Consider the following 21,576-nt stretch of genomic DNA (forward strand, 5'->3'; position numbering starts at 1 on the left):
TCCCCAGGGGATAAACATGTCAGGATATGAAGTCAATTTCGACGGTTTGGTGGGGCCGACGCACCACTATGCCGGGCTGTCGTTCGGCAACGAGGCGTCGACGCAGCATCAAAACAGCGTATCGAACCCGAAGCTGGCGGCGAAGCAAGGTTTGCTGAAAATGAAGGCGCTGGCCGATCTCGGTTTCCAGCAAGGGTCTTGCCGCCGCAGGAGCGGCCGCATTTGCCGATGCTGCGTCGCCTGGGTTTCAGCGGCAGCGATGAGACGGTGCTGGCGCAGGCGATGCGTCAGTCGCCGCGCTTGCTGTCGGCGCTCAGCTCGGCGTCGTGCATGTGGACCGCCAATGCGGCCACCGTGTCGCCTTCGGCGGACAGCGCCGACGGCAAGGTGCACTTCACCGCCGCCAACCTGAACAACAAATTCCACCGCGCCATCGAAGCGGAAACCACCACCGCCGTATTGCGGGCGATGTTCAGCGACGATCGGCATTTCGCCCACCACGAGGCGCTGCCGCAGGTGGCGTTGTTCGGCGACGAAGGGGCGGCCAACCATAACCGTCTGGGCGGTGATTACGCTAAGCGCAGCGTGCAGATGTTCGTCTATGGTCGTCAGGAGTTTGGCGGCGAAACGGCGCCGGCGCGTTACCCTGCGCGCCAGACGCGTGAAGCCGGCGAGGCGATCGCTCGCCTGCACCAGTTGGATGAACAGCATACGGTCTTCGTGCAGCAAAACCCGGCGGTGATCGATCAGGGCGTGTTCCATAACGACGTGATTGCGGTCAGCAACCAGAACGTGCTGTTCCATCATCAGCAGGCGTTTTACCGCCAGCAACAGGCGCTGGATGAAGTGCGCCGCAAGATGGCGACGCTGGACAGCGAGCTGGTAGCGATAGAAGTGCCGACAGAGCGCGTCTCGGTAGCGGACGCGGTGGCGACCTATCTGTTCAACAGCCAAATTCTTACCAAACCGAACGGCAAGATGATGATCGTCGTGCCGGAGGAGTCGCGTCAGCACGCCGGCGTGTGGCGTTACCTCAACGACATGGTCGGCAGCGGCGGCCCTATCGATGAAATCCGCGTGTTCGACCTGCGTGAAAGCATGCGCAACGGCGGCGGCCCTGCCTGCCTGCGGTTGCGGGTGGCGCTCAACGAACAAGAGTTGAGAGCGGTCAATCCGCGCGTGATGATGAACGATCGGCTGTTCGCAACCTTGAACGAGTGGGTCGATCGTCATTACCGCGATCGCCTGACGCAGGATGACCTGGCCGATCCGCTGCTGCTGCGCGAAGGGCGCGAGGCGCTGGATGCGTTGACGTCGATCCTCGGTCTCGGCGCCATTTATCCGTTCCAACGCTAAGGGAGGCAGCATGATCGATCTACTGCCCCTGACGCTGGAAGGGAACGAACCCGTCGAATGGCAAGGTGAAACACCGCAGCTGCGGTGGCGCTGGCAGGGGGAAGGGGTGCTGGAGCTTACGCCGCGACAGCCTTACCGCCAGGCGACGGTGATGTCGGCGGGCGTGCACGGCAATGAAACCGCGCCGATTGAACTGCTCAATCAACTGGTCGGCGATCTCCTTGCCGGCCGGTTGCCGCTGACGGTGCGACTGTTGGTGGTACTGGGCAACCCGGCGGCGATGCGGGCCGGCAAGCGTTATCTGCACAGCGATATGAACCGCATGTTCGGCGGCCGCTACCGCAACTTCGCCGCCAGCGGCGAAACCGTGCGCGCGCAGCAGTTGGAGCGTGCGCTCGCCGCCTTTTTCGATGGGGAGCAGGCGGCGCGTTTCCATTACGATTTGCACACCGCCATCCGTGAATCGCGTTTGCCACGTTTCGGCATTCTGCCCTTTCAGAAACGCCCGTACAGTGAGCCGATGTTGAAGCTGCTGGATGCCGCCGATCTGGATGCGTTGGTGGTACACAGTGCGCCGGGCGGGACTTTTAGCCATTACTCCAGCGAACATCTCAATGCGGCGAGCTGTACGCTCGAGCTGGGCAAGGCGCGGCCGTTCGGCAGCAACGATCTGCAGCAGTTCGCCGCCATCGATCGCGCTCTGCGGGCGGCGGTCAGCGAAGGGGCGCTGCCGACGCGTGCGGGCGCCGAGATTCGGGTTTTCCGTGTGATGCACTCGTTGATCAAGCACAGCGAAGATTTCAAACTGCATCTGGACGATGACACGGCCAACTTCACCGAACTGCAACCGGGCATGTTGCTGTGCGAGCAGCCGCAGGAGGACTATCGCGTGGGCCAGGAGGGGGCGTGGATACTGTTCCCTAACCCCAGCGTGGCGTTGGGCCTGCGTGCCGGTATGTTGTTGAGCGAAGTTTCCCGCTCTACGCTGTATTGATTTATCCACGGTGGCGCCGTCAGCGCGCCGCCGTTATTCCTTTCATTATTTTAATCTGCTATTTCCCGCTATTTTTATTCCCGTAAGGCGAATTTTATTCGTCACTAATCCGCGTCTTTATGCGAATGAATAGAAGGCAGTGTCGGGTCGTTATCTGAAAGCCTTAATTGCCTGATGAGTTTGTTAAGATAAAAATGTGAAATAAGTAACGTTTTTAATAACCATGCTAATATTGTTGTTACTTTTGAATCGCGCAGAAAGCACGCAAAACGAAACCGATTTGCACCACTTTGGTGCTATGCACCGTTTTGGTTATAACTTATGTGATAAAAAATTCTTATATTCAATGAGTTGAGTGATTTCTTTGTTGACACATTCGGTTACAAATAAACATGCTTTCTCCTCGTTGTTTCATGAACTTTTTGATTTTAAGTTTTGATTCATGATGCTAATGTCACATCACCCCTGCATTAGGGGAGCTCATAAAATACCAAAAGATAAAATCACAGCCCAAATTATAAATTGGGCGTGACGGGCAGGGTTCTAATTATAATATCTAGGAAAATAAATGATGAAACGCAGTGTATTAGCCTTAGCTGTCGCCCTCGGGGCGATCACCTCCTTCGCCAACGCGGCTGAAATCTACAATAAGGATGGCAATAAACTCGACCTGTACGGCCGCGTTAACGCCAAGCATTATTTCAGCGACAGTAAGTCCAACGACGGTGATATGACCTATGTTCGCCTGGGCTTCAAAGGTGAAACGCAAATCAATGACCAGTTGACCGGCTACGGCCAGTGGGAATACAACGTCCAGGCCAATCACGACGAAGCGCAGGGCACCGCCGGCACCAAAACGCGTCTGGGCTTCGCGGGGCTGAAATTCGGCAACTACGGTTCTTTCGACTACGGCCGTAACTACGGCGTGGTGTATGACGCCGAGGCTTACACCGACATGCTGCCGGAATTCGGCGGCGATTCCTACAGCTATACCGATAACTTTATGACCGCCCGTTCCAACGGTTTGGCCACCTACCGCAACCGTGATTTCTTCGGTTTGGTGGAGGGCCTGAACCTGGCGGTGCAGTATCAGGGTAAAAACGACGGTGACGGCCGCAGCGTGACCAAGCAAAACGGCGACGGTTACGGCCTGTCTCTGGACTACCAGGATATCGGCGGTTCCGGCATCGGCGTAGCGGCGGCGTTCTCCGATTCCAACCGCACCAGCGCTCAGAAAGCGCTGCAGTATGGCAAGGGTGACAGCGCTACCGCCTGGACCACCGCGGTGAAATACGACGCCAACCAGGTTTACCTGGCTGCGATGTATGCCGAAACCCGTAACATGACGCCGATCAGCGTCAACGGCACTTCCGGCTTCGCCAATAAAACGCAAAACTTCGAAGTTGTGGCTCAGTATCAATTCGAGAACGGCCTGCGTCCTTCCGTGGCCTACGTGCAGTCCAAAGGCAAGGATATCGAAGGGATCGGTGATGCCGACCTGGTGAAATACGTGGAAGTGGGGGCGACTTACTACTTCAACAAAAATATGTACACCTACGTCGATTATCAAATCAACCAGCTGAGCGACGATAACAAACTGAAACTGGCCAACGATGATATCGTTGCCGTCAGCCTGACGTATCGTTTCTAATTCTGCAATTTCATTACCTTCATCCTGTGTCGGGATTGGTAATCAGGCAGGGCGCAAGCCCTGCCTTTGTTTTATCGGGATCTCAGCCTTTGGGTGCCAGCCCGATCAGTTCAATGGCGGAACGCAGCGCGATGAAACGTTGCTGATCCTGCTCACGCTCTATTTCGTCCACCAGCTGCGAAAGAATATTGCCGCCGGATACCTTTTTATGGTTTTGGATTAACTGCAACACTGCGTCGCCTAACGCCAGGCTGACGTCGCGCAGCAGAGTTTCATATTGCTCGTTGGAATGAGCCGATGCTGGCATGACCTTTCTCTGTCTCTCTCTTCTTCGGGAGCCGCAATTTAGCAAAACAGCGGCCTTATGCCTCAGAGGAAGACGAAGTTTCCGATGAAATCAGAAATTCCTCAGCATTGCGCGGGGAGGAGGTTAAAAATCCGAATATTCGCTGGCTGGCAACCAGAAGCCGTCGATAAACTCTTCCATGGGATAACAGCCGGCGTGTCGCAAGTTCTGTTCCTTCATCGCGACCAGGCATTGCGGCTCGTCGCGCAATATATCGACCACCATTTCACTGCAGCCGCCATCCAGATAACAGACAAACATCACCAATGCGTACATCGTCGCACGCCTCCTTCGTCGAGTTGCCTTGTCTGCAACAGTGTAGGTAGAAAAGCGCGATTTTTCAGCATCATTGCACGATAAGTCGCCATGGAAACGCCGCTGACGACACTTTCGGAATACTCTACCCGTTTCTGACGCCGTGAGCGGATGGCATATCCTTTTGTCGATGCTAAGCTTAACAAGCCTTACTTAAACGAATTACTGCAACCATCAAAAGGAGTGAATATGGGCTTGTTTAACTTCGTCAAAGAAGCGGGCGAAAAACTGTGGGATACAGTCACCGGCAATGCCTCCGCCGAAGATCAAAGCGCCAAACTCAAGGAGCATCTCGATAAGAGCGGCCTGCCGGGCACTGACAAAGTGAATGTGCAGGTGGTCGATGGTAAAGCCGTAGTGACCGGCGACGCCGTCAGCCAGGAGTTAAAAGAGAAGATCCTGGTGGCTATCGGCAACGTGGCGGGTATCAGCGGTGTGGAAGACAAGGTGGCGGTAGCGCAATCCGACGCCGAGAGCCGCTTCTATACCGTGAAGAAGGGCGATACGCTGAGCGCGATCTCTAAAGAGATGTATGGCAACGCCAATCTGTACAACAAGATTTTCGAAGCCAACAAGCCGATGCTGTCGAGCCCGGACAAGATTTATCCGGGGCAGGTGTTGCGTATCCCGCAATAACGCGTCGGTCTACCCTGGCCCGGTTACGTACCGGGCTTTTTTTTGTCCTCTGCAATCGGCGTCTCTTATTTCCCTGCGATCTCCATGCCAGTGACATCTCCCCTGTGTACTTGCTCGCTCACCGGCAGGCGCGGTGTTGACCCTGATGGGGAAAATTGATAGCGTCATCCCCCGGTTGAGGCCGGAGCGACCAAGTCAGCGACGTTGGCGCCTTATTCTGAGGGGATGTTTTGCCCCGCCAAACAGCAACGCAGCAGTTGAACGAGTGAAAACCGATTTAGTGAAACAAGAGCGTAACGCCTCAACGGATAAAAATTATCGAGAAACCTTGGGTGATGCGCAATTTGCGATCGTCGTGTTGGCGGTGGCGTCCTGCTCACTGATTATCTTTACGCTGGCGGTCACGCTGTGGGTGACCTGACGCGATTAACTAGGGGAGATAAAATGGAGCCTAATCTCCATGATGAAACCAAACTGCTGGCGATCATCGGCCTGTTGGTGTCCGTGCTGCTGGTGGTATCAATTCTCTTTGGCGTGACCTATTTCTCCGATCTCAGGCACGCGCATGACGATATAGACATCAAGAGCTGCTATATCAAAGCCCCCTGAACCGCGCGAACGTGCCTGCACGTCGCCGCTCTGCGGGGGAGCTGTCCTGTGTTAAGCTTGGGCGGTTACCCTTGGCGAATCGGCGCCATTCAGGAGGTCTTTGCGATGAGTCAGCCACGTCCTACGCTCTCTTCACCTTCACGCGAGTGCCCCGTCGTTGACGGCGTGCGCCAGATACAACGTATTGCCGTGCGTAACGCCGAAGTGGGGGGCATTCCGATCAACCGCGCGTTGCCAACCCGGGAGCGGCGCACCGTCGGCGCCTGGTGTTTTCTCGATCACGCCGGGCCGACGGTATTCAACGGCACTTCACCCGGCATGGATGTGGGGCCGCATCCGCACACCGGGCTGCAAACGTTCACCTGGATGATAGAAGGTGAGGTGCTGCACCGAGACAGCCTTGGTAGTGAGCAGGTGATTCGCCCGGGTCAGGTTAACCTGATGACCGCAGGGCACGGCATTGCGCATACGGAACAGTCGGTGGGTGAGCAACGGCGATTGCATGCTGCGCAATTATGGATCGCGCTGCCGGCCGAACATGCCGACATGGCGCCACGCTTCGATCATTATCCTGACTTGCCGCAATGGCAGAATAACGGCGTGAATCATCGTTTGTTGGTCGGGGAATTTGGCGCGTATCGTTCACCGGTGTTCACTCTTTCGCCATTAATCGCCATTGATCTGGAATGGGAAGAAGCGGCAAGAATCGAATTGCCGTTGCGCGATGATTATGAAATCGGCTTTTTGCCCCTTATTGGTGCATTTGAACTTAATGATGAAACCTTTTCACCTGATGAATTCGCTTATTTGGGCATAAAGAATAACTCTATTGGGTTAAATGCACGGAAGGGGAGCCGGGGATTACTCATCGGTGGGGCGCCATTAAACGAAGAGATCCTTATCTGGTGGAATTTCGTTGGCCATACCAAGGCTGAAATTACTCGGGCTCAGCATGATTGGGAACAAGGCGCGCCGCGTTTCCCGCCGGTTAGCGGTTATTCTGGTGAGCGCATGACCGCACCGCGCCTGCCCTGGAACGATGTTTGATAGCGTTAGGATATAATCGCCGCGATTATTCGGCTTATTTCGCTCTAATAAGGCGTAATTAATGTGATCGCGGCTCCAGCTTTACGACAATATAAGGTTTCTCGGCGGAAAAGTGATCTGGCGCATATAACGACAGTGAGAAGAAGTTTAGGATAATCCTCAGGAAGTCAGGTTGTCTCCCGTCAGTCAGATGTCAGTGAGGTCATTATGAGTCAGGTACTTTATCGTGCAAGATTGTCCCATGTCGTGGTTGCCACGGCGCTGTTTTGGGTCTCTGTCGCGGCATTGTTGGTCGCCGTATTAAACTAACCTCAAAAAATGACTCCTGCATAAACCCGCTTCGGCGGGTTTTTTTATCTCCGCCGATGGGGAGGCGAGCGAAGGTGTTTATAATTGATGGCATCTTCAATAAACGACTGGAACCATCATGAAGTTCTTTGCCGATATTTTGCTGCTGCTCATCGCAGCGCTCCATCTTTATATCCTGGTGCTGGAAATGTTCCTGTGGCGTACGCCCCTCGGCAGGCGCGCATTCGGCACAACGGCGGAGTTCGCCGCAGCCACGCGGGTGTTGGCCGCCAATCAGGGGTTGTACAACGGCTTTCTGGCGCTGGGCCTGGTATGGGGCTATTGGCGTGAAGATGTGGCGCTGCAGCTGTTCTTTCTCGGGTGTGTGCTGGCGGCCGGGGTGTTCGGCGGGTTGAGCGCCAGCCGCAAAATTTTGTGGGTGCAGGCGCTGCCGGCCGCGATCGCGATGCTGGCGGTCTGGGGGGCGCGTTAACCCGCCGACTTGCGGCGAGCTTCAGGCGGATTTTTGGTGAATGACGTGCAGCGGCGGATCGATGTGCAGATCAACGCTCAAATCCTGGCGGAAATCATAGGGTGTGATATTAAAACGCTTTCTGAACATGTAGGTGAAGTGGGACTGTGAACCGAAGCCAAAGTCCAGGGCGATGTCGAAGATCGACGCTTCACTGCTGCGCAGTTGATAGACTGCGCCGGCCAGACGGCGTTCGCGAATGTATTTACCGAGCGAAATCCCTGTCGCTTCTTTGAACAGCTTCTGCATGTGCCACAGCGAGTAGCCGGAGTACTCGGCCAGCTCTTCGAGATGGATCACTCGTCCGAGGTGAGTTTCGACCCATTTGCTGAGGGCGCAGACCAACGAGAGGTGGTGTTCTTGTATCATCAGTGCGTCAGTGTGAGACCTACATAGCGGTGAAGTATACACAACTTGCCGCCGTGGACAAAAATGCCGCCGGTGACGGAGGGCAATTATTCGGAAAAACCGTTTGACCGCCGCTTGTCAGCCGAAAGGAAAAACGGCTAATCTGAGACTGTCGCCGCCGCGGTGGGGGACGCAAAGAAAGCCGCAGCAAGAACCGCCAAAACAGAGTCAGCCGTAACAACTCAACGTTGATGGGGTGATCGCATGTTAATGACAGTGATTATTACTCTGGTTGTAATCGTGGGCGTCGGCGCTTTTATGGCGACGCCGGTGATGAGCATGAAGAATGCGGAAAGTGTGGGAGGTGAAGAACCGTGAGAGCAAGAAGACATGCACGCCGCTGAGCGGGGCGAGCGCTAATCGGGAAAGCCTGGGTCAGAAACCCGGGCTTTTTGTTGCGTAACCGCTCAAACGTTTTTCCGCTCGACGGTTTCTTCTCCCCAATAAAGCTGGTCGGCGGTGGTTTTGGCAAAGGCCTTTTCCAACGCCTCATCACTGCCTTCTTCCCAGATTTTCTGCGCCAACACTTCATCGTTCCCTGCCAGCTCAAAAATGGCTTCGGCGATTTCCACCGAAGTTTCACGCACTGTCGCCCAGGATTTCACATTGTGATTCGCCATAACTTTCTCCTGTTGGTTGTGGCTTGCGGGTGGTTTTTACCACCGCCATGCAGCAAGTATAGGCCAATCCGCCGCAGGCTTTTGCCCGCCGGTGCGCAGAATGGGGAAAAAGACGGGGAGTGCGGGCAATGGCGCGGATGCCATGCTATTCTGTGCGGCGTTTGAATCAAGAAGGAAATTTATTATGTCTGACATGCTGAGCAACGAGCAGGAACTGGCTTCCGATCTGGTCGCTTGCCAACTGGTCATCAAACAGATTCTGGACGTTATCGACGTGATTGCGCCGACCGAAGTGCGCGACAAGATGGCGGGTCAGCTCAAAAGCATCGATTTCTCCACGCATCCTGCCGGCGCCGATCCGGTGACCCGCCGAGCGATTGACAAGGCGATTGCGCTGATCGAGATGAAGTTTACCCGCAACTGAGGCGGGGCCGCCGCAAAGCGGCGGCGTCGGGCGGTGGCGGTTAATCCACCACCGTTTCGATTTTCTTGAACAGCGGGCAGTCGGCTACGCCGATGAAACCGTTGTCGCCATTCACGTACTGGGCGATCGCCACGTTGCGCGCCGTCAGGTATTTGCACTGCAACCCCAACCCGCCAACGTTTTTGTTGCTGCCGATCAGCACGCCGTAGCCAGAGATCAAAAAGCCGCCGTAAATGACCGCCAACACCAATACCCACTTAATCAATTTGCTCATCGTATTTCCTCGTTATCCCTGAGGGTTCATCTAGCCACGGCGCCTATGCGAGGGCAAGGGTAACAGTCTGAAAACCGGGCGATAGCCAGAAATCTAAACGGAAAGTTAAACTTCGTTTAACTTCGCTGTGATAACATGCGCGATAGGTTACCAAGATAACAATGAGGCTGCTAAATTTGTTGCGAAAAAAAATCCTCGTGATAATGACGGCCGTCGCTGCCTGCCTGTTTTTCTACCTGCTGGCGCTGGACAGCTATTGCGACGATGGTGGAAATTTTGCGTTGGGCATCTGTTCGGTAACCCGCTTCGTGCCCTGGTAAGCAATTTTTGGCAGGGATGTTCGCACGGCCGCCGCGAGTGTTAAGATGGCTGTCTGAATTTCGCAGTAGATAGGGTTGTCCATGTACGATTTAGGTTTTGGCCAGAACGGCCTGTTGTCGCTGGCCCTCGCCGCCGTGGCGTTGCTGGCCGGGCTGTGGGTCTGGTTCCTGGTGAACCGCGCCAGCGTGCGCGCCAATGAGCAGATTCGCCTGCTGCAGGAGATTGCCGAGCAACAACGCCAGCAAACGGCGCTGTTGAAGCGTATGGCGCACCGCGCCGGCGCAGACGGCGCCGCTGCTGCTGACGACGAACTCAACCCCGCGCTGGATTTCAAAGGTTTCATCCCCGAACGTTGAGCATGATGCCCCGGCCGACGGCAGCGTCGCCGGGGCGCCTCAGTAAAACACCATGCCCTGATACGGCTTTTCCCGGCATGCCGTCAGGCGGCTGGCCAAATCGCCGGCATGGATCTCCAATTGATGCCCATCGGGATCGAGAAAATAGAGTGATTCGCCTTCGCTGCGATTGCTTTTCCACTCTTCGACGCCGGCCTGGCGCAACCGCTCGCTGACCTGCTCAATGTGTTCCGGCGCGACGCTGAAGGCGTAATGGGTGTAATCGCGCTCGCGTTGTTGCATGCGCGTTTCATCCAGCGACAGGCATAGCCACAACGGCCCTAACGACAGATAGGCGCCGCCTTGCCAGCGGGCGTGCGGGATAAATCCCAACAGATGACGATAAAAATCGAAGCTGCGATCGAGATTGCTGACGGCGAGCGTCAGATGGTTAAGGCCGGTCAACATGCATGCGTTCTCTGGGCGCTGAACAGGGAGAAAAGTTTACGCAGGCGCTAAGGAAAGATAAAGGGGACAAAGCATTAGTAGAGATAATGTGAAAACCGGCGGCGCTGTCATAAAACTGTCGTACAGACATCGTAATGTAGCGCGAACCTTACGAAAGCTGGATGAAGCCGATGATTAAATGGTACGAAGAAAGCGATGCCGAAGTGAACCGCAGCATTGCGCTGCTGACCGGAGAGAACCCGGACAAGTGGTATCCCTACGGTGGTGTGAAAGGTAAAGATTACTGCAAGAATCCCTCCGATGCCTGGCCGATCATTTGCGCCAACAAAATCAGTCTGAACCCCGACAACCAAAGCGACAGCCCGCAGTGGCAGGCGCGCATGAGCACTCAGGGCGGTGAATGGCAGGCGGACAGCGCCAGCCCGCTGCGCGCGGCGATGATCTGCTTCCTGATGAGCCGACAGGCTAACTGAGTCGAACAATACCGGTGATTGGTAAGAGTTTCTCCTTTTTCTAATAACAGAGCTGTCGTTGGCGGAGGCTGTTTATGAAGCGCATTATCAAAGGTGATAAAAACTTGTCTCATCTGGTGATTGCCCATGCGGCGATCGATCGTCATGCCGAAAGCTTCGGCCAGCGCCGTCAGGGCTGGCCCTCGACCTACCTGATAAAATATCAAAACGATCGCGTGGCGGTGGAAGTGGTCACGCGTAGCCAATCTTATGTCGCCACGCTGATGATCGGCGCGCGCAATCTGACCAAACTGTGCGGTATGCCTGGCTAAACGCTGCCGTTATCCGCTTTCTCGCGGTAAAAAAATCGCGCTCCGGCCTGCCGTCTCGGGGCGCTTCTCCTTGATGCTCACGGGGTTAAGTGTTAAAAAGCCGCCCGCAGATACATTTATTGATTGGTGAAATCTTGGCCGATAGCGGCAAGGGTATACGCCATATGAGGATAAGATGGGCGGTCAGCATCAGGATACTCCGCTAAAACGCGGTTTAAAAAACAGACACATACAGCTTATTGCCCTCGGGGGCGCCATCGGTACCGGTTTATTTCTCGGCATTGCGCAAACCATTAAAATGGCCGGCCCCGCCGTGCTGCTGGGCTACGCCATCGGCGGTTTTATCGCGTTTTTAATCATGCGCCAGCTGGGTGAAATGGTGGTGGAGGAGCCGGTCGCCGGCTCTTTCAGTCACTTTGCCTATAAATACTGGGGCGATTTCGCCGGCTTCCTTTCCGGCTGGAACTACTGGGCAATGTTCATTCTGGTCGGCATGGCGGAATTGACCGCCGTCGGCATCTACATTCAGTACTGGTGGCCGGAGATCCCCACCTGGGCCTCTGCCGCGCTGTTTTTCGTGCTGATCAACCTGATTAACCTGGTGAACGTGCGCCTGTACGGCGAAACCGAGTTCTGGTTCGCCATCATCAAGGTGGTGGCGATTGTCGGCATGATCGTCTTCGGCGCCTGGCTGTTGGCCAGCGGTAACGGCGGGCCGCAGGCCAGCATCACCAACCTCTGGCAGCAGGGCGGCTTTATGCCGCACGGCTTCTCCGGGCTGGTGATGGCGATGGCGGTGATCATGTTCTCGTTCGGCGGGCTGGAGATGGTCGGCATCACCGCGGCGGAAGCCGCCGATCCGCGTCGCAGCATTCCCAAAGCCACCAATCAAGTGGTGTACCGCATCCTGATCTTCTATATCGGCTCGCTGACCGTGCTGCTTTCGCTCTATCCGTGGGGGCAAGTGGTGGAGGGCGGCAGCCCGTTCGTGCTGATCTTCCATGCGCTGAACAGCAATCTGGTGGCAACGGTGCTCAACGTAGTGGTATTGACCGCCGCGCTGTCAGTTTACAACAGCGGCGTTTATGCCAACAGCCGCATGCTGTTCGGGCTGGCCAGCCAGGGCAATGCGCCGCAGGTGCTGACGCGCGTGAATAAACGCGGCGTGCCGGTGCTGTCCATCGCGCTGTCGGCGTTGATTACCTCGATCGGCGTGCTGATCAACTACCTGATGCCCGGCAAGGCGTTTGAGCTGCTGATGGCGCTGGTGGTGTCAACGTTGGTGATCAACTGGGTGATGATCTGCCTGGCGCACCTGAAGTTCCGTGCCGCCAAGAACCGCCAGGGTGTCATCCCCAGCTTTAAGGCGCTGTGGTATCCGTTCGGCAACTACCTGTGCCTGGCGTTCCTCGGCCTGATTCTGGTGATCATGTATTTCAGCGAAGGGATCCGCATTTCGGTGCTGCTGATACCGGTATGGGTTGCGGTGCTGTGGTGCGGGTTCATGCTGACGCGCCGTAAAGGCGCCAAGCGTTAATCTGCGTGCTGCGGAGGCGTATTGCCCGCCTCCGCTTCTTTTCTCGTTAGCCGCGCGGCATAAAGGCGCGGCCCTCGCCGTGACCCCGCCCCAGCAGTTTCCGGCACAGCAGCAGCAGGGTGCTGATGATGTCGATGGTCACCACGCTGAGCATCAGCAGGGTCAGCATGAAGAACCCGAGCAGCGAACCGCCAAGCAGCACCAGCGGTGCAGGCACGCGCACGCGGCGCAGCTTCATGGCGAAATACATTTTCCAGTATTGCTTCTGCGCCAGCAGCGCGCTACGAATACGGCGCCCCAGGCCTGCGCCTGATTTGCGGGATGTCGAACGACTCATAACTTCTCCTTTTCTGTATGCCCTACAAGTCAATCACAAAGATCTTAAGAGAGTCTTAACGGGCTCTTGGCGGCCCTGGCTTTCCACCGGAGTGAGACAACAGCATACGGCAAAAGGTCCCGAGATGCAGCGCACGGCTGACAAAGTGCGAGCTTCATCGGGTTTGTTACACTGAAAGTCATGCCCGTGCAGGGCGCTGTGGTCGGGAGAAAAGGCAGGATGAAAAGAATCAACCGTTATTACGACGCGGCCAAGGCGCATCATACGCCGGAGGGATTTCGCAACCTGGAACCTTCGCGGCGCCAGGAGGGCGATCTTCGGCGTTGGCAAGATGAACGCAAGCGGCAGGGGCTGCCCAGGCCGCCGCAGCAGGGTTACGCGCAATTTACCCAGCGCTGGTGGCAGCCTGCCGATCTCAGTGGCAGCGACGACAGCGTCTGGTGGTTGGGGCATGCCTCGATGCTATTGCGATTGAGCGGCCGCTATATCCTGATCGATCCGGTATTGTCCGAACGTGCATCGCCGCTGAGCTTTTACGGCCCAAAGCGCAGAACGCCGCCGCCGTTGACGGTGGGGCAACTGCCGGCGGTGGATGTGGTACTGATCTCCCATAACCATTATGACCACCTCGACAGGCGCACGGTACGGCAATTGGCGCGGCGTTTCCCGCAGGCTGAGTTCATCGTGCCGTTGGGGTTGAAGCGCTGGTTTCGACGCTACCGGCTGAAGGTGCATGAACTGGACTGGTGGCAGAGCCTGTCACTGGGCGAGCTGACGGTCTATGCCACGCCGGCGCGGCACTGGAGCATGCGCACGCTGTGGGATCGCAATCGCTCGCTGTGGTGCGGGTGGGTGATCCACCATCCGGCGCTACGGTTTTATTTTTCCGGCGACAGCGGTTATTCGGAACGGCTGGCGGAGATCGGTCAACGGCTGGGGCCGTTCGACGTGGCTGCGCTGCCGATCGGCGCCTATGCGCCGCGCTGGTTTATGCAGGAGCAGCATATGGATCCGCAGCAGTCGGTGGCGCTGTATCGCGAGCTGAATCAGCCGCGAGCCATTCCCATCCATTGGGGAGTATTTGAACTGGCGGATGAGTCGCTGGACGAACCGCCGCAGCAGCTGAACCTGGCCCTGAGCGAGGCGGGGTTGGAGCAGCATCAATTCCTCCCGCTGAAGATTGGCGAGCGCATCGCGTTGCAGGGCTCATCGCCTGCGTTACCTAATCACCCGGCGGCGCAGCGGGATGAATAAAGTCAATGGTTTGAAAGCGCAGCTGTAATTAGCAGAATTGATAAGTGCGGGTGGTGATTCAAATAACCCCCGTGTTTTCAGGATTTAATTCAACGTTGAACTTTCGTTATTGATAAGATTATTCCGGCTATTGAGGTTAATGACATTCGGATTATTTATGATGAGCCCACCGGCAGCGGAAGATGTGCCGGCGCTTTGCATGCTTATGCATCCGTTGTGCAGGGCAGAGACGTTGCCGCCGACCCGTGCGCCGTTCTCGCCCGCGCCGTTTGGCGGCAGGCCGGAAAGCCGATGATGAATGGGCTTTCCGGCGGTAAATGGTCGGAGGAGCGATGAATAAATTGGCCCCCGTTCATCGATATTCAAATGTTGCATATCACATTCCATAAAGATTCAAATTTTTTAACGCTATAAGCGGCAAAAAAGCGGAAATGATGAGACGCAAAGGCGTCAATACGATGAAAGTTTTGTTAAAACTCCAGCAGAATGCGGGGTCTGGCGCAGTGATTTTGGCAAGCAGAAAATAGCCGATGCTTCAACATCTTTTGGCCTATTTAAGCAAATGTTGCGCTCGACCGTTTCAAATATGTGCGACATGTCGTTCAGTGATTAAAAATGGCTTGCCATCGCATACAGAGTATGTGATAACGCATCTGGGTAAAACGAGGTACAGTTCTGTATATGTGTGGCATTTTCAGTAAAGAAGTTCTGAGTAAAGACGTTAGCGTTGAATACCGCTTCTCTGCCGATCCTTATCTTAGTGCCTCAAGCAGTAACGACTCTAGTTTGTCTATGTAACGCCCTCGGGCGGTTTAAACAATCCAAAGGAAATACTCAAGATGGCAAAGATCAAAGGTCAAGTTAAGTGGTTCAACGAGTCTAAAGGTTTCGGTTTCATCACCCCGGCTGACGGCAGCAAAGACGTGTTCGTACACTTCTCTGCAATCCAGGGTAACGGCTTCAAAACCCTGGCTGAAGGCCAGAACGTTGAGTTCGAAATCCAAGATGGCCAGAAAGGCCCATCTGCAGTAAACGTTACTGCTATCTAATCAGCGTCAGCTGTACAAAAAGCCCGCCTTCGCGCGGGCTTTTTCGTTTCCGTGTCATCCGGTGGCGATGATGATGCCGGCGTACTGGTTGCGGTCTTTGATCCCCGGATGCGTCGGATCCTGCGCGCGCCGGTGGCTGTTGCGGCGATGGCTGGTGTATTTGAAGCGCTGCGGCCGCTGTGGGTCGACGTCCGGCGTGCAGATGGTGCAACTGCCGGCGCGGTCAACGGCGGCGAAGCCGAGCGCCGCCAGCTTGTATTCGGCAATTGCGGCCAAATCGAGATGCCGGTAATGCGGGCTGATCAGCGTGGCGGGCAGCGGCAGGCGCTGTTTAAAACTCTCCACCAGCGCTTCATCGACTTCGTAGCAGCACGGGCCGGCGGCAGGGCCGATGGAGACGACCCAATCGGCGGTGTCGCCGTCCTGGCGAATGCGTGCTGCCATCTGTTCCAGAATGCCGTCCAGCAGCCCGCGCCAGCCGGCGTGCACCGCAGCGATGGCGCTGCCGTCACGGCGGCTGAACAGCACCGGCAAACAGTCCGCCGTCAGTACGCTGAGCAGAATGCCGGGCTGGCGAGTATAGAAACCATCGGCCTCGCCGCATGCCTGCGCCGGCTGCAGCACATCGACGATGCGGGTGCCGTGCACCTGTTTTTTTTCCGGCAGCGTGGCGCTGTAGGGCAGCAGATGCCCGGGCAGCAGCGCGAGTTTGCTGCCGAAGCCGTGCTGAATGTGGGGCACCGCATCGAGCAGCGCGGAACGATCGCTCATAAGTTATGTTCACCTGCATGAGAAAACAGACTCTCAGTGTAGCCAGCTTTTTCCCCGCTTGGCCAGGTGTTGTTGGCGACGAAAGCGAGCGGGGATGCGCCTTGCATCAAGCCGACGCCTTCTTTAGACTAGCCGCGCCCTGTCTTTCTGGAAGCCCATTCATGTCTTATCAATGCCCCCTGTGTCATCAACCGCTGCATTTTTCCTCACAACACTGGCGTTGTGACGGCAATCATCAGTTCGATCAAGCCAAAGAAGGTTACGTGAATCTGCTGCCGGTGCAGCACAAACGATCGAAGCAGCCGGGAGACAGCGTAGAAATGATGCAGGCACGGCGCGCGTTTCTCGCCGGCGGATATTATCAGCCGTTGCAGGCGCAGGTGGCCGAATGGCTGGATTCGGCGCTGGCGGCCGATGCAGGCGCGTTATTGGACATAGGCTGCGGGGAAGGGTATTACACCGCCGCCGTGGCCACACGGCTGGCTCAGGAGCGCAATATGGCGGTCTATGGGCTGGACGTCGCCAAGGTGGCGATCCGTTATGGCGCCAAACGTTATCCGGCGGTCTCGTTCTGCGTTGCCTCCAGTCACCGTTTGCCGTTCGCCGACGGGGCGTTGGACGCGGTCTTGCGCATTTATGCGCCTTGCAAGGCGGAGGAGCTGGCGCGGGTAGTGAAGCCGGGCGGCGTGGTGCTGACGGTTTCGCCGGGCCCGCGTCATCTGTACCAGCTGAAAGAGCAGGTGTACCAGCAGGTGCAGCTGCATGCCGAACAGGATGAACAGTTCGCCGGTTTCGACTGTCAGCGCAAAGAGGCGCTGGCCTATACGATGACCCTACCGGGCGCGCAGGCCGCCAATCTGCTGCAGATGACCCCGTTCGCCTGGCGCGCTACGCCGGAGGTGCAACAGCGGTTGGCCGAGGGCGGCGAGTTTGTGTGCGAGACGGATTTCGTGTTGGCGTTGTACCGACGTCGCGCTTAAGGGGTCTTGAACTCAGAAACAAAAAAACCTGCCGCGGCAGGTTTTTTTGCAGTTCGGTCGCCTCAGGCCAGGTAGCCGAGGTGCTCCAGCAGGATGTTGACGCCGATGCCGATCAACACCACGCCGCCGAGGATTTCGGCGCGTTTGCCCAGCAGCGGGCCGATAAAGCGGCCGATCATCATGCCCAACGTTGCCATGATCATGGTGGCGCAGCCGATGGCCATTGCGGTGTGCACGATGTTCACCTGCAGGAAGGCCAGACCGACGCCGATCGCCATGGCGTCCAGGCTGGTCGCGATAGCGGTGGCCACCAATATCCAGAAGCCGTGGCGTTTGACCTTCTCTTCTTCGTCGGGCCTGTTGCGCACCCCTTCGACAATCATGCGCATGCCGAGAATGAACAGCAGCGAGAAGGCGACCCAGTGATCCCATTCCATGATGTATTGGCTGGCGAACAGGCCGATGGCCCAACCGATGAGCGGGGTGATTGCTTCGACCACGCCGAAGATCAGACCGGTGCGGATCGCTTCGCGAAAGCGCGGCTGATGCAGACTGGCGCCTTTGCCGATAGAAGCGGCGAATGCATCCATGGACATGCCGAAAGCGAGAATAAGCGTTGCTGAAAGGTTCATGTGAAATAGCCTCGGCCGGGTGGCTCCATATACACGTAACCCACCCCCAACCAAACGACGGAGTTACGTGTCTATGGTCTCGCCAACCTTACCTGGCTGCCCGCACCACGTTTCATACGACGAAACGAGTATGTTGATACGGGCGTTTCTGGCGCTTTATTCTCCAGAAACCGGCTACTCCCCAATGACGGCGCAACCATACCATATTATTTCCGCTACCGACAACTTTATTCTGGCGCGATTTTTGTTCTTAATTGAGACTCGTTTTCATTAATCTGAGTTCATGTGGGAATATAATGTAGACGTGGGTAAAAATGTTGCAGAAATAATAGTCGGAAATGAAATGGCGCTGCTGATTAATTACCCACAGACAGCGCAAGGTTTGAGCGAGAATGAAATTAATTTCCCTTTATTTATTGATTATCAACGAAAAAATTGTATATCTTCTCCAGGTCATCCAATTGCGTCACCTGAACTAACAGCCGGCGCTGCTCCAGGTCGATGGCCAGAATGCCGTCCTCCGATAAATTCATGGCTTTAATGCGGTTATATTCGACAAAAACATTGGCGAAGAAAAAACCGTGCGCTTTAAACACCATTTTGGGCGAGCGGATATAAGCAATATAGATGGCGAGCAGCGCCAAAGAAATAAGCAGATAAGTGGTTAATGGCGCGCCGTTGGCGGTGACGTTACGGTAAATCAGAATGGCGATCAGGCCGACGAAAATCAGGCTGTCGAGGCGGTTGCGGCGTTTGAGCGGCACTTTGAGCCGCGTTTTGCCTTTCAGCAGATCCATGCCGAATTCGTCGTACAGCGAATACAGCAACAGCAGGGCGATAAACAGCATCAGTACGGCGTCGGTCAGTGACATCTCTTGCTCCACACATAAAAAAGCCGGGGGTTGCCCCCGGCCGTTTCGAACGATTACAGGCCCAGCAGGCCAATCCAATAGCCAAAGATACCGATGACGAAGAAGCCTATGATGATCCACAGTGCGTTGACTTTCTTGCGCAGCAGCCACATACAGGCGAAGGTCAACAGCAGCGGCACCAGGCCCGGCATCAGCTGGTCGAGGATGGTCTGCACCGTGGTGACGTTGGTATGCCCGGTCTGGTCGGTGATCTTGGACACCACCAGCGGGATATTCACGTGCGTCCACTTGTTGACCAACGCGCCCATGACAAACAGGCCGAGAATGGACGCTCCTTCCGTCAGTTTCTGCAGGAAGCCGCCGCCCATGTCGTTGACGATATCCACCCCTTTACGGTAACCGTAGGCCACGCCGTAATAGCGGGTCAGCAGGCGCACCAGGTTGAACAGCACGAAGAACAGGATCGGTCCGAGCAGGCTGCCGCTCATGGCGATGCCCGCCCCAAGCGCGGCGAATACCGGCCGCACGGTGCCCCAGAAGATCGGGTCACCGACGCCCGCCAGCGGCCCCATCAAACCAACCTTGATGCCGTTGATTGCGGCGTCGTCGATCGGTGCGCCGTTGGCGCGTTGCTCTTCCATCGCCATGGTCACGCCGAGCACCGGTGCCGCCACGTAAGGGTGAGTGTTGAAGAACTCCAGGTGACGCTTGATCGCCTGTTTGCGGTCGTCATTGTTTTCCGGATACAGGCGACGGATCACCGGCACCATCGAGAAGCAAAAACCCAGCGCCTGCATGCGTTCGAAGTTCCATGAACCCTGGAACAGGTTCGAGCGCAGGAATACGCCGCGAATATCGGCCGGCGTGAGTTTCTTTTGAGCAGTTGTATCAACCATTTCTCTCACCTATTCCTAGTCGAGTTCGTTATCGAGATCGTTCGCGTTAGCCGGGCTGGCCTGGACAACCTGAGACTTGTTGTATTTCGGGCTGAGCTGGATATACAGCACGGCCATCACCACGCCGATGACGCCGAGCGCCACCAGGTTGAAGTTGGTGAAGGCGGCGGTAACGAAACCGAGATAGAAGAACGGCATCAGGTAGCCGGCGCGCATCATGTTAATCACCATCGCGTAACCGACCACCACGATCATGCCGCCGGCGATGTTCAGGCCGCTGGTGACCACTTCCGGGATCGAGTTGAGCAGGGCGTGCACCCCGGCGGTGCCCACCGAGATGGCGACGATGACCGCCGGGATGGCGATACGCATTGCCTGCAGCAGCAGGGCGCCGACATGGATCCAGCTGATGGCGCGCAGGCTGCCGCGCTCCGCCGCGCTGTCCGCTGCGTGCTGGAAGGCCACGGTGAGGGTTCGCACGATGATGGTTAATACCTGGCCGGCCGCCGCCAGCGGAATGGCCAGGGCGATACCGGCGCCGACGCTTTGCCCGCCGGCGATGACCAGGATGGTCGAGATGATGGACGCCAGGGCGGCATCCGGCGCGACCGCCGCGCCGATATTCATCCAGCCGAGGGCGATCATTTCCAGCGTACCGCCGATGATGATGCCGGTTTTCATATCGCCGAGAATGAAGCCGATCAGGGTACAGGCGACCAGCGGACGGTGGAACTGGAACTCGTCGAGGACGGAACCCATCCCGGCGATACAGGCAACGATAAATATCAGCACAATCTGAAGAGTGGTGATCTCCATTGCACTTCTCCTATGACCAAAAAAGCTCTGAGTAAAATAATCAGCGGCTGGCGCCACTAATTGAGTTTGTTAATCAGGTCCATCATTTTTAGCCGGCTGTCGGACGAGACCTTACGCACCTCCAGCTCGATACCGCGATCGTTCAGTTTCTTAAACGCTTCGATATCTTTTTCATCGACGGAAACGGCGTTGTTCACCTGGGTTTTTCCCTGGCGGAATGCCATGCCGCCGATATTGACGGATTGAATATCCACGCCGCCTTCCACCAGCCGCCAGACGTCGGTCGGGTTGGTAAACAGCAGCATCACGCGGTCGTTGGCGTATTTGGGGTTGTTCCAGACGCGGATGGCCTTCGCCACGTCCACCACGTGGGCGGTGACGCCCGGCGGGGCAACCTGAGTCAGCAGGGTTTTGCGTACATGATCGGCGGCGACTTCATCGCTGACGACGATAATGCGGCTGACGTTGGTCTCTTTGGTCCAGCGGGTGGCGACCTGGCCGTGAATCAAGCGGTCATCGATGCGCGCCAGGCCGATTTTCATGTGGTCGTTCGGCCCCAGCGGCGCCTGAGGGGCAGCGGCTTTGGCGACGGGCGCCACGGGTTTTGCGGGTTCTTCCTGCGGTTTTTTCAGCGCTTTCACGCCTTCTCGGCCGGTTTCCAACGCCAGCGCCACCAGTTCATCGAAAGCGGGGTTGTCGTCCCGCGCCATGAAGGTTTCCACCAGCATCGGGATGTTGACCCCGGTGACGACCTCATAGTTTTCTTTGTCGACCGCAATGCGGCTGGCGGCGTTGAACGGGCTGCCGCCCCAGGTATCCACCAGGAACAGCACACCGCCGCTGGTATCCAATCCACTGATTTTTTCGTTGTACTTGACGATTAACGTTTCGGCATTCTCACCGGGAACGAAGTCTATAAAGGCGACGTTGTCCTGCTCGCCCAATAGCATCTCCGCCGTTTTCAGCAGTTGTTCCGCTGCAGCCCCGTGTGTGCCGATGATAATAGCTATTGCCACTCGCTACC

31 protein-coding genes, 1 pseudogene and 1 riboswitch are annotated in these 21,576 nt (G+C 56.4%); of the genes and pseudogenes, 18 read left to right on the forward strand and 14 right to left on the reverse strand.

Going from position 1 to position 21,576, the window contains the following annotated elements:
* Window positions 1-16: 16 nt before the first annotated feature.
* The 3 genes and pseudogenes from astB to JL05_RS14470 all read left to right on the forward strand — a co-directional run bounded on the left by astB (window position 17) and on the right by JL05_RS14470 (window position 4,001).
* Window positions 17-1,356: pseudogene (gene astB, locus JL05_RS14460) on the forward strand (N-succinylarginine dihydrolase).
* Between the two features lie 10 nt (window positions 1,357-1,366).
* The gene (gene astE, locus JL05_RS14465) at window positions 1,367-2,350 is read left to right on the forward strand and encodes a succinylglutamate desuccinylase (protein WP_033632810.1); all 984 of its coding nucleotides are present in this window, start codon (window positions 1,367-1,369) and stop codon (window positions 2,348-2,350) included.
* A gap of 568 nt (window positions 2,351-2,918) precedes the next feature.
* Window positions 2,919-4,001 (forward strand): porin OmpC, encoded by a 1,083-nt coding sequence (locus JL05_RS14470; RefSeq protein ID WP_015378171.1) that lies wholly within the window; start codon window positions 2,919-2,921, stop codon window positions 3,999-4,001.
* A gap of 82 nt (window positions 4,002-4,083) precedes the next feature.
* On the opposite strand, the gene JL05_RS14475 is transcribed toward JL05_RS14470, so the two are convergent.
* Both JL05_RS14475 and JL05_RS14480 read right to left on the reverse strand, forming a co-directional pair.
* Window positions 4,084-4,308: a biofilm development regulator YmgB/AriR family protein gene (locus tag JL05_RS14475; protein ID WP_033632811.1), complete on the reverse strand. Its 225-nt coding sequence runs from the start codon at window positions 4,306-4,308 to the stop codon at window positions 4,084-4,086.
* A gap of 123 nt (window positions 4,309-4,431) precedes the next feature.
* On the reverse strand, window positions 4,432-4,623 hold the full coding sequence (locus JL05_RS14480) for a YdfD/YebW family protein (RefSeq protein WP_004934567.1): 192 nt from the start codon (window positions 4,621-4,623) through the stop codon (window positions 4,432-4,434).
* A gap of 228 nt (window positions 4,624-4,851) precedes the next feature.
* Here JL05_RS14480 and lysM point away from each other — a divergent pair, with 228 nt between their 5' ends.
* From lysM to JL05_RS14495, 5 genes are all read left to right on the forward strand, one after another.
* Window positions 4,852-5,298 carry a peptidoglycan-binding protein LysM gene (gene lysM / locus JL05_RS14485; RefSeq protein ID WP_015378169.1) on the forward strand — a complete coding sequence of 149 codons (447 nt, stop codon included), beginning with the start codon at window positions 4,852-4,854 and terminating at the stop codon, window positions 5,296-5,298.
* Between the two features lie 265 nt (window positions 5,299-5,563).
* Window positions 5,564-5,719, forward strand: a complete 156-nt coding sequence (locus JL05_RS25585; RefSeq protein WP_004934560.1) for a hypothetical protein — start codon at window positions 5,564-5,566, stop codon at window positions 5,717-5,719.
* 23 nt (window positions 5,720-5,742) lie between these two features.
* Window positions 5,743-5,907 (forward strand): hypothetical protein, encoded by a 165-nt coding sequence (locus JL05_RS25590; protein ID WP_004934557.1) that lies wholly within the window; start codon window positions 5,743-5,745, stop codon window positions 5,905-5,907.
* Window positions 5,908-6,012: 105 nt separating this feature from the next.
* Window positions 6,013-6,954, forward strand: a complete 942-nt coding sequence (locus tag JL05_RS14490) for a pirin family protein (protein ID WP_033632812.1) — start codon at window positions 6,013-6,015, stop codon at window positions 6,952-6,954.
* A 427-nt stretch (window positions 6,955-7,381) separates the two neighbouring features.
* Window positions 7,382-7,735, forward strand: a complete 354-nt coding sequence (locus tag JL05_RS14495; protein ID WP_033632813.1) for a DUF1304 domain-containing protein — start codon at window positions 7,382-7,384, stop codon at window positions 7,733-7,735.
* A gap of 21 nt (window positions 7,736-7,756) precedes the next feature.
* Here JL05_RS14495 and JL05_RS14500 read toward each other — a convergent pair whose 3' ends face one another.
* Window positions 7,757-8,143 carry a helix-turn-helix domain-containing protein gene (locus JL05_RS14500; RefSeq protein ID WP_004927697.1) on the reverse strand — a complete coding sequence of 129 codons (387 nt, stop codon included), beginning with the start codon at window positions 8,141-8,143 and terminating at the stop codon, window positions 7,757-7,759.
* 446 nt (window positions 8,144-8,589) lie between these two features.
* Window positions 8,590-8,802: a YccJ family protein gene (locus JL05_RS14510; RefSeq protein ID WP_004927694.1), complete on the reverse strand. Its 213-nt coding sequence runs from the start codon at window positions 8,800-8,802 to the stop codon at window positions 8,590-8,592.
* A 184-nt stretch (window positions 8,803-8,986) separates the two neighbouring features.
* Here JL05_RS14510 and JL05_RS14515 point away from each other — a divergent pair, with 184 nt between their 5' ends.
* Window positions 8,987-9,226 (forward strand): DUF2766 family protein, encoded by a 240-nt coding sequence (locus JL05_RS14515; protein WP_004927692.1) that lies wholly within the window; start codon window positions 8,987-8,989, stop codon window positions 9,224-9,226.
* A gap of 40 nt (window positions 9,227-9,266) precedes the next feature.
* Here the strand turns inward: JL05_RS14515 and JL05_RS14520 are convergent, their stop codons facing one another.
* Entirely contained in the window at window positions 9,267-9,500 is a 234-nt protein-coding gene (locus tag JL05_RS14520; RefSeq protein WP_004927690.1) for a YobH family protein, read from the reverse strand.
* 176 nt (window positions 9,501-9,676) lie between these two features.
* Between JL05_RS14520 and mgrB the strand changes: the two genes are divergently transcribed.
* Window positions 9,677-9,820 carry a PhoP/PhoQ regulatory lipoprotein MgrB gene (gene mgrB / locus JL05_RS14525; RefSeq protein WP_016927395.1) on the forward strand — a complete coding sequence of 48 codons (144 nt, stop codon included), beginning with the start codon at window positions 9,677-9,679 and terminating at the stop codon, window positions 9,818-9,820.
* Between the two features lie 81 nt (window positions 9,821-9,901).
* Window positions 9,902-10,177 (forward strand): YebO family protein, encoded by a 276-nt coding sequence (locus tag JL05_RS14530; RefSeq protein ID WP_033632816.1) that lies wholly within the window; start codon window positions 9,902-9,904, stop codon window positions 10,175-10,177.
* Window positions 10,178-10,216: 39 nt separating this feature from the next.
* Here the strand turns inward: JL05_RS14530 and fos are convergent, their stop codons facing one another.
* Complete coding sequence (fos, locus tag JL05_RS14535) at window positions 10,217-10,624, reverse strand: fosfomycin resistance glutathione transferase (protein WP_033632817.1); 408 nt, start codon at window positions 10,622-10,624, stop codon at window positions 10,217-10,219.
* Window positions 10,625-10,794: 170 nt separating this feature from the next.
* Here fos and JL05_RS14540 point away from each other — a divergent pair, with 170 nt between their 5' ends.
* From JL05_RS14540 to JL05_RS14550, 3 genes are all read left to right on the forward strand, one after another.
* Entirely contained in the window at window positions 10,795-11,097 is a 303-nt protein-coding gene (locus tag JL05_RS14540) for a phage protein NinX family protein (RefSeq protein WP_004927682.1), read from the forward strand.
* 74 nt (window positions 11,098-11,171) lie between these two features.
* The gene (locus JL05_RS14545) at window positions 11,172-11,408 is read left to right on the forward strand and encodes a DUF4060 family protein (RefSeq protein ID WP_004927680.1); all 237 of its coding nucleotides are present in this window, start codon (window positions 11,172-11,174) and stop codon (window positions 11,406-11,408) included.
* Window positions 11,409-11,583: 175 nt separating this feature from the next.
* The gene (locus JL05_RS14550) at window positions 11,584-12,945 is read left to right on the forward strand and encodes an amino acid permease (protein ID WP_033632818.1); all 1,362 of its coding nucleotides are present in this window, start codon (window positions 11,584-11,586) and stop codon (window positions 12,943-12,945) included.
* Between the two features lie 46 nt (window positions 12,946-12,991).
* Here JL05_RS14550 and JL05_RS14555 read toward each other — a convergent pair whose 3' ends face one another.
* Window positions 12,992-13,282 carry a hypothetical protein gene (locus JL05_RS14555; RefSeq protein WP_033632819.1) on the reverse strand — a complete coding sequence of 97 codons (291 nt, stop codon included), beginning with the start codon at window positions 13,280-13,282 and terminating at the stop codon, window positions 12,992-12,994.
* Between the two features lie 219 nt (window positions 13,283-13,501).
* On the opposite strand from JL05_RS14555, the gene JL05_RS14560 reads away from it, so the two are divergent.
* Complete coding sequence (locus JL05_RS14560) at window positions 13,502-14,536, forward strand: MBL fold metallo-hydrolase (protein ID WP_015378161.1); 1,035 nt, start codon at window positions 13,502-13,504, stop codon at window positions 14,534-14,536.
* 84 nt (window positions 14,537-14,620) lie between these two features.
* On the opposite strand, the gene JL05_RS25395 is transcribed toward JL05_RS14560, so the two are convergent.
* A complete protein-coding gene (locus tag JL05_RS25395; protein ID WP_139182584.1) occupies window positions 14,621-14,911 on the reverse strand; it encodes a hypothetical protein in 291 nt (96 codons plus the stop codon).
* A 306-nt stretch (window positions 14,912-15,217) separates the two neighbouring features.
* Between JL05_RS25395 and JL05_RS24900 the strand changes: the two genes are divergently transcribed.
* Together JL05_RS24900 and cspE are read left to right on the forward strand one after the other, a co-directional pair.
* The gene (locus JL05_RS24900; protein WP_002211058.1) at window positions 15,218-15,334 is read left to right on the forward strand and encodes a DUF2627 domain-containing protein; all 117 of its coding nucleotides are present in this window, start codon (window positions 15,218-15,220) and stop codon (window positions 15,332-15,334) included.
* Window positions 15,335-15,375: 41 nt separating this feature from the next.
* Complete coding sequence (gene cspE, locus JL05_RS14565) at window positions 15,376-15,585, forward strand: transcription antiterminator/RNA stability regulator CspE (protein WP_002221949.1); 210 nt, start codon at window positions 15,376-15,378, stop codon at window positions 15,583-15,585.
* Between the two features lie 54 nt (window positions 15,586-15,639).
* Here the strand turns inward: cspE and pgeF are convergent, their stop codons facing one another.
* Window positions 15,640-16,356: a peptidoglycan editing factor PgeF gene (gene pgeF, locus JL05_RS14570; RefSeq protein ID WP_033632820.1), complete on the reverse strand. Its 717-nt coding sequence runs from the start codon at window positions 16,354-16,356 to the stop codon at window positions 15,640-15,642.
* A gap of 161 nt (window positions 16,357-16,517) precedes the next feature.
* Here pgeF and rlmA point away from each other — a divergent pair, with 161 nt between their 5' ends.
* Window positions 16,518-17,336: a 23S rRNA (guanine(745)-N(1))-methyltransferase gene (gene rlmA / locus JL05_RS14575; protein ID WP_033632821.1), complete on the forward strand. Its 819-nt coding sequence runs from the start codon at window positions 16,518-16,520 to the stop codon at window positions 17,334-17,336.
* A gap of 62 nt (window positions 17,337-17,398) precedes the next feature.
* Here rlmA and mntP read toward each other — a convergent pair whose 3' ends face one another.
* The 5 genes from mntP to manX form a co-directional block, all read right to left on the reverse strand.
* Window positions 17,399-17,968 (reverse strand): manganese efflux pump MntP, encoded by a 570-nt coding sequence (mntP, locus tag JL05_RS14580; RefSeq protein ID WP_004927615.1) that lies wholly within the window; start codon window positions 17,966-17,968, stop codon window positions 17,399-17,401.
* Between the two features lie 11 nt (window positions 17,969-17,979).
* Window positions 17,980-18,163, reverse strand: a riboswitch (yybP-ykoY riboswitch).
* A 218-nt stretch (window positions 18,164-18,381) separates the two neighbouring features.
* Window positions 18,382-18,840 carry a DUF986 family protein gene (locus tag JL05_RS14585; protein WP_033632822.1) on the reverse strand — a complete coding sequence of 153 codons (459 nt, stop codon included), beginning with the start codon at window positions 18,838-18,840 and terminating at the stop codon, window positions 18,382-18,384.
* A gap of 53 nt (window positions 18,841-18,893) precedes the next feature.
* Window positions 18,894-19,736 carry a PTS mannose transporter subunit IID gene (locus JL05_RS14590; protein WP_015378157.1) on the reverse strand — a complete coding sequence of 281 codons (843 nt, stop codon included), beginning with the start codon at window positions 19,734-19,736 and terminating at the stop codon, window positions 18,894-18,896.
* A 15-nt stretch (window positions 19,737-19,751) separates the two neighbouring features.
* On the reverse strand, window positions 19,752-20,552 hold the full coding sequence (locus tag JL05_RS14595; RefSeq protein ID WP_033632823.1) for a PTS mannose/fructose/sorbose transporter subunit IIC: 801 nt from the start codon (window positions 20,550-20,552) through the stop codon (window positions 19,752-19,754).
* A 56-nt stretch (window positions 20,553-20,608) separates the two neighbouring features.
* The gene (gene manX / locus JL05_RS14600; RefSeq protein ID WP_031299690.1) at window positions 20,609-21,568 is read right to left on the reverse strand and encodes a PTS mannose transporter subunit IIAB; all 960 of its coding nucleotides are present in this window, start codon (window positions 21,566-21,568) and stop codon (window positions 20,609-20,611) included.
* Window positions 21,569-21,576 lie beyond the last annotated feature (8 nt).

The sequence above is a fragment of the Serratia nematodiphila DZ0503SBS1 genome, from assembly GCF_000738675.1.
Taxonomy (GTDB): Bacteria; Pseudomonadota; Gammaproteobacteria; order Enterobacterales; family Enterobacteriaceae; genus Serratia; species Serratia nematodiphila.

Excerpts from the sequence above, each read along its gene's own strand:
- JL05_RS25395 (WP_139182584.1), bottom strand. The coding sequence starts at position 14,911 with ATGCAACATTTGAATATCGATGAACGGGGGCCAATTTATTCATCGCTC.
- JL05_RS14585 (WP_033632822.1), bottom strand. The coding sequence starts at position 18,840 with ATGTCACTGACCGACGCCGTACTGATGCTGTTTATCGCCCTGCTGTTG.
- JL05_RS14520 (WP_004927690.1), bottom strand. The coding sequence starts at position 9,500 with ATGAGCAAATTGATTAAGTGGGTATTGGTGTTGGCGGTCATTTACGGC.
- JL05_RS14540 (WP_004927682.1), top strand. The coding sequence starts at position 10,795 with ATGATTAAATGGTACGAAGAAAGCGATGCCGAAGTGAACCGCAGCATT.
- JL05_RS25590 (WP_004934557.1), top strand. The coding sequence starts at position 5,743 with ATGGAGCCTAATCTCCATGATGAAACCAAACTGCTGGCGATCATCGGC.
- JL05_RS14495 (WP_033632813.1), top strand. The coding sequence starts at position 7,382 with ATGAAGTTCTTTGCCGATATTTTGCTGCTGCTCATCGCAGCGCTCCAT.
- mntP (WP_004927615.1), bottom strand. The coding sequence starts at position 17,968 with ATGAACCTTTCAGCAACGCTTATTCTCGCTTTCGGCATGTCCATGGAT.
- JL05_RS14530 (WP_033632816.1), top strand. The coding sequence starts at position 9,902 with ATGTACGATTTAGGTTTTGGCCAGAACGGCCTGTTGTCGCTGGCCCTC.
- rlmA (WP_033632821.1), top strand. The coding sequence starts at position 16,518 with ATGTCTTATCAATGCCCCCTGTGTCATCAACCGCTGCATTTTTCCTCA.
- fos (WP_033632817.1), bottom strand. The coding sequence starts at position 10,624 with ATGTTGACCGGCCTTAACCATCTGACGCTCGCCGTCAGCAATCTCGAT.
- pgeF (WP_033632820.1), bottom strand. The coding sequence starts at position 16,356 with ATGAGCGATCGTTCCGCGCTGCTCGATGCGGTGCCCCACATTCAGCAC.
- JL05_RS14595 (WP_033632823.1), bottom strand. The coding sequence starts at position 20,552 with ATGGAGATCACCACTCTTCAGATTGTGCTGATATTTATCGTTGCCTGT.
- JL05_RS24900 (WP_002211058.1), top strand. The coding sequence starts at position 15,218 with ATGTGTGGCATTTTCAGTAAAGAAGTTCTGAGTAAAGACGTTAGCGTT.
- JL05_RS14470 (WP_015378171.1), top strand. The coding sequence starts at position 2,919 with ATGATGAAACGCAGTGTATTAGCCTTAGCTGTCGCCCTCGGGGCGATC.
- JL05_RS14480 (WP_004934567.1), bottom strand. The coding sequence starts at position 4,623 with ATGTACGCATTGGTGATGTTTGTCTGTTATCTGGATGGCGGCTGCAGT.
- JL05_RS14490 (WP_033632812.1), top strand. The coding sequence starts at position 6,013 with ATGAGTCAGCCACGTCCTACGCTCTCTTCACCTTCACGCGAGTGCCCC.
- JL05_RS14560 (WP_015378161.1), top strand. The coding sequence starts at position 13,502 with ATGAAAAGAATCAACCGTTATTACGACGCGGCCAAGGCGCATCATACG.
- lysM (WP_015378169.1), top strand. The coding sequence starts at position 4,852 with ATGGGCTTGTTTAACTTCGTCAAAGAAGCGGGCGAAAAACTGTGGGAT.
- JL05_RS14500 (WP_004927697.1), bottom strand. The coding sequence starts at position 8,143 with ATGATACAAGAACACCACCTCTCGTTGGTCTGCGCCCTCAGCAAATGG.
- JL05_RS14510 (WP_004927694.1), bottom strand. The coding sequence starts at position 8,802 with ATGGCGAATCACAATGTGAAATCCTGGGCGACAGTGCGTGAAACTTCG.
- JL05_RS14550 (WP_033632818.1), top strand. The coding sequence starts at position 11,584 with ATGGGCGGTCAGCATCAGGATACTCCGCTAAAACGCGGTTTAAAAAAC.
- JL05_RS14555 (WP_033632819.1), bottom strand. The coding sequence starts at position 13,282 with ATGAGTCGTTCGACATCCCGCAAATCAGGCGCAGGCCTGGGGCGCCGT.
- astE (WP_033632810.1), top strand. The coding sequence starts at position 1,367 with ATGATCGATCTACTGCCCCTGACGCTGGAAGGGAACGAACCCGTCGAA.
- cspE (WP_002221949.1), top strand. The coding sequence starts at position 15,376 with ATGGCAAAGATCAAAGGTCAAGTTAAGTGGTTCAACGAGTCTAAAGGT.
- JL05_RS14590 (WP_015378157.1), bottom strand. The coding sequence starts at position 19,736 with ATGGTTGATACAACTGCTCAAAAGAAACTCACGCCGGCCGATATTCGC.
- JL05_RS14475 (WP_033632811.1), bottom strand. The coding sequence starts at position 4,308 with ATGCCAGCATCGGCTCATTCCAACGAGCAATATGAAACTCTGCTGCGC.
- JL05_RS14515 (WP_004927692.1), top strand. The coding sequence starts at position 8,987 with ATGTCTGACATGCTGAGCAACGAGCAGGAACTGGCTTCCGATCTGGTC.
- JL05_RS14545 (WP_004927680.1), top strand. The coding sequence starts at position 11,172 with ATGAAGCGCATTATCAAAGGTGATAAAAACTTGTCTCATCTGGTGATT.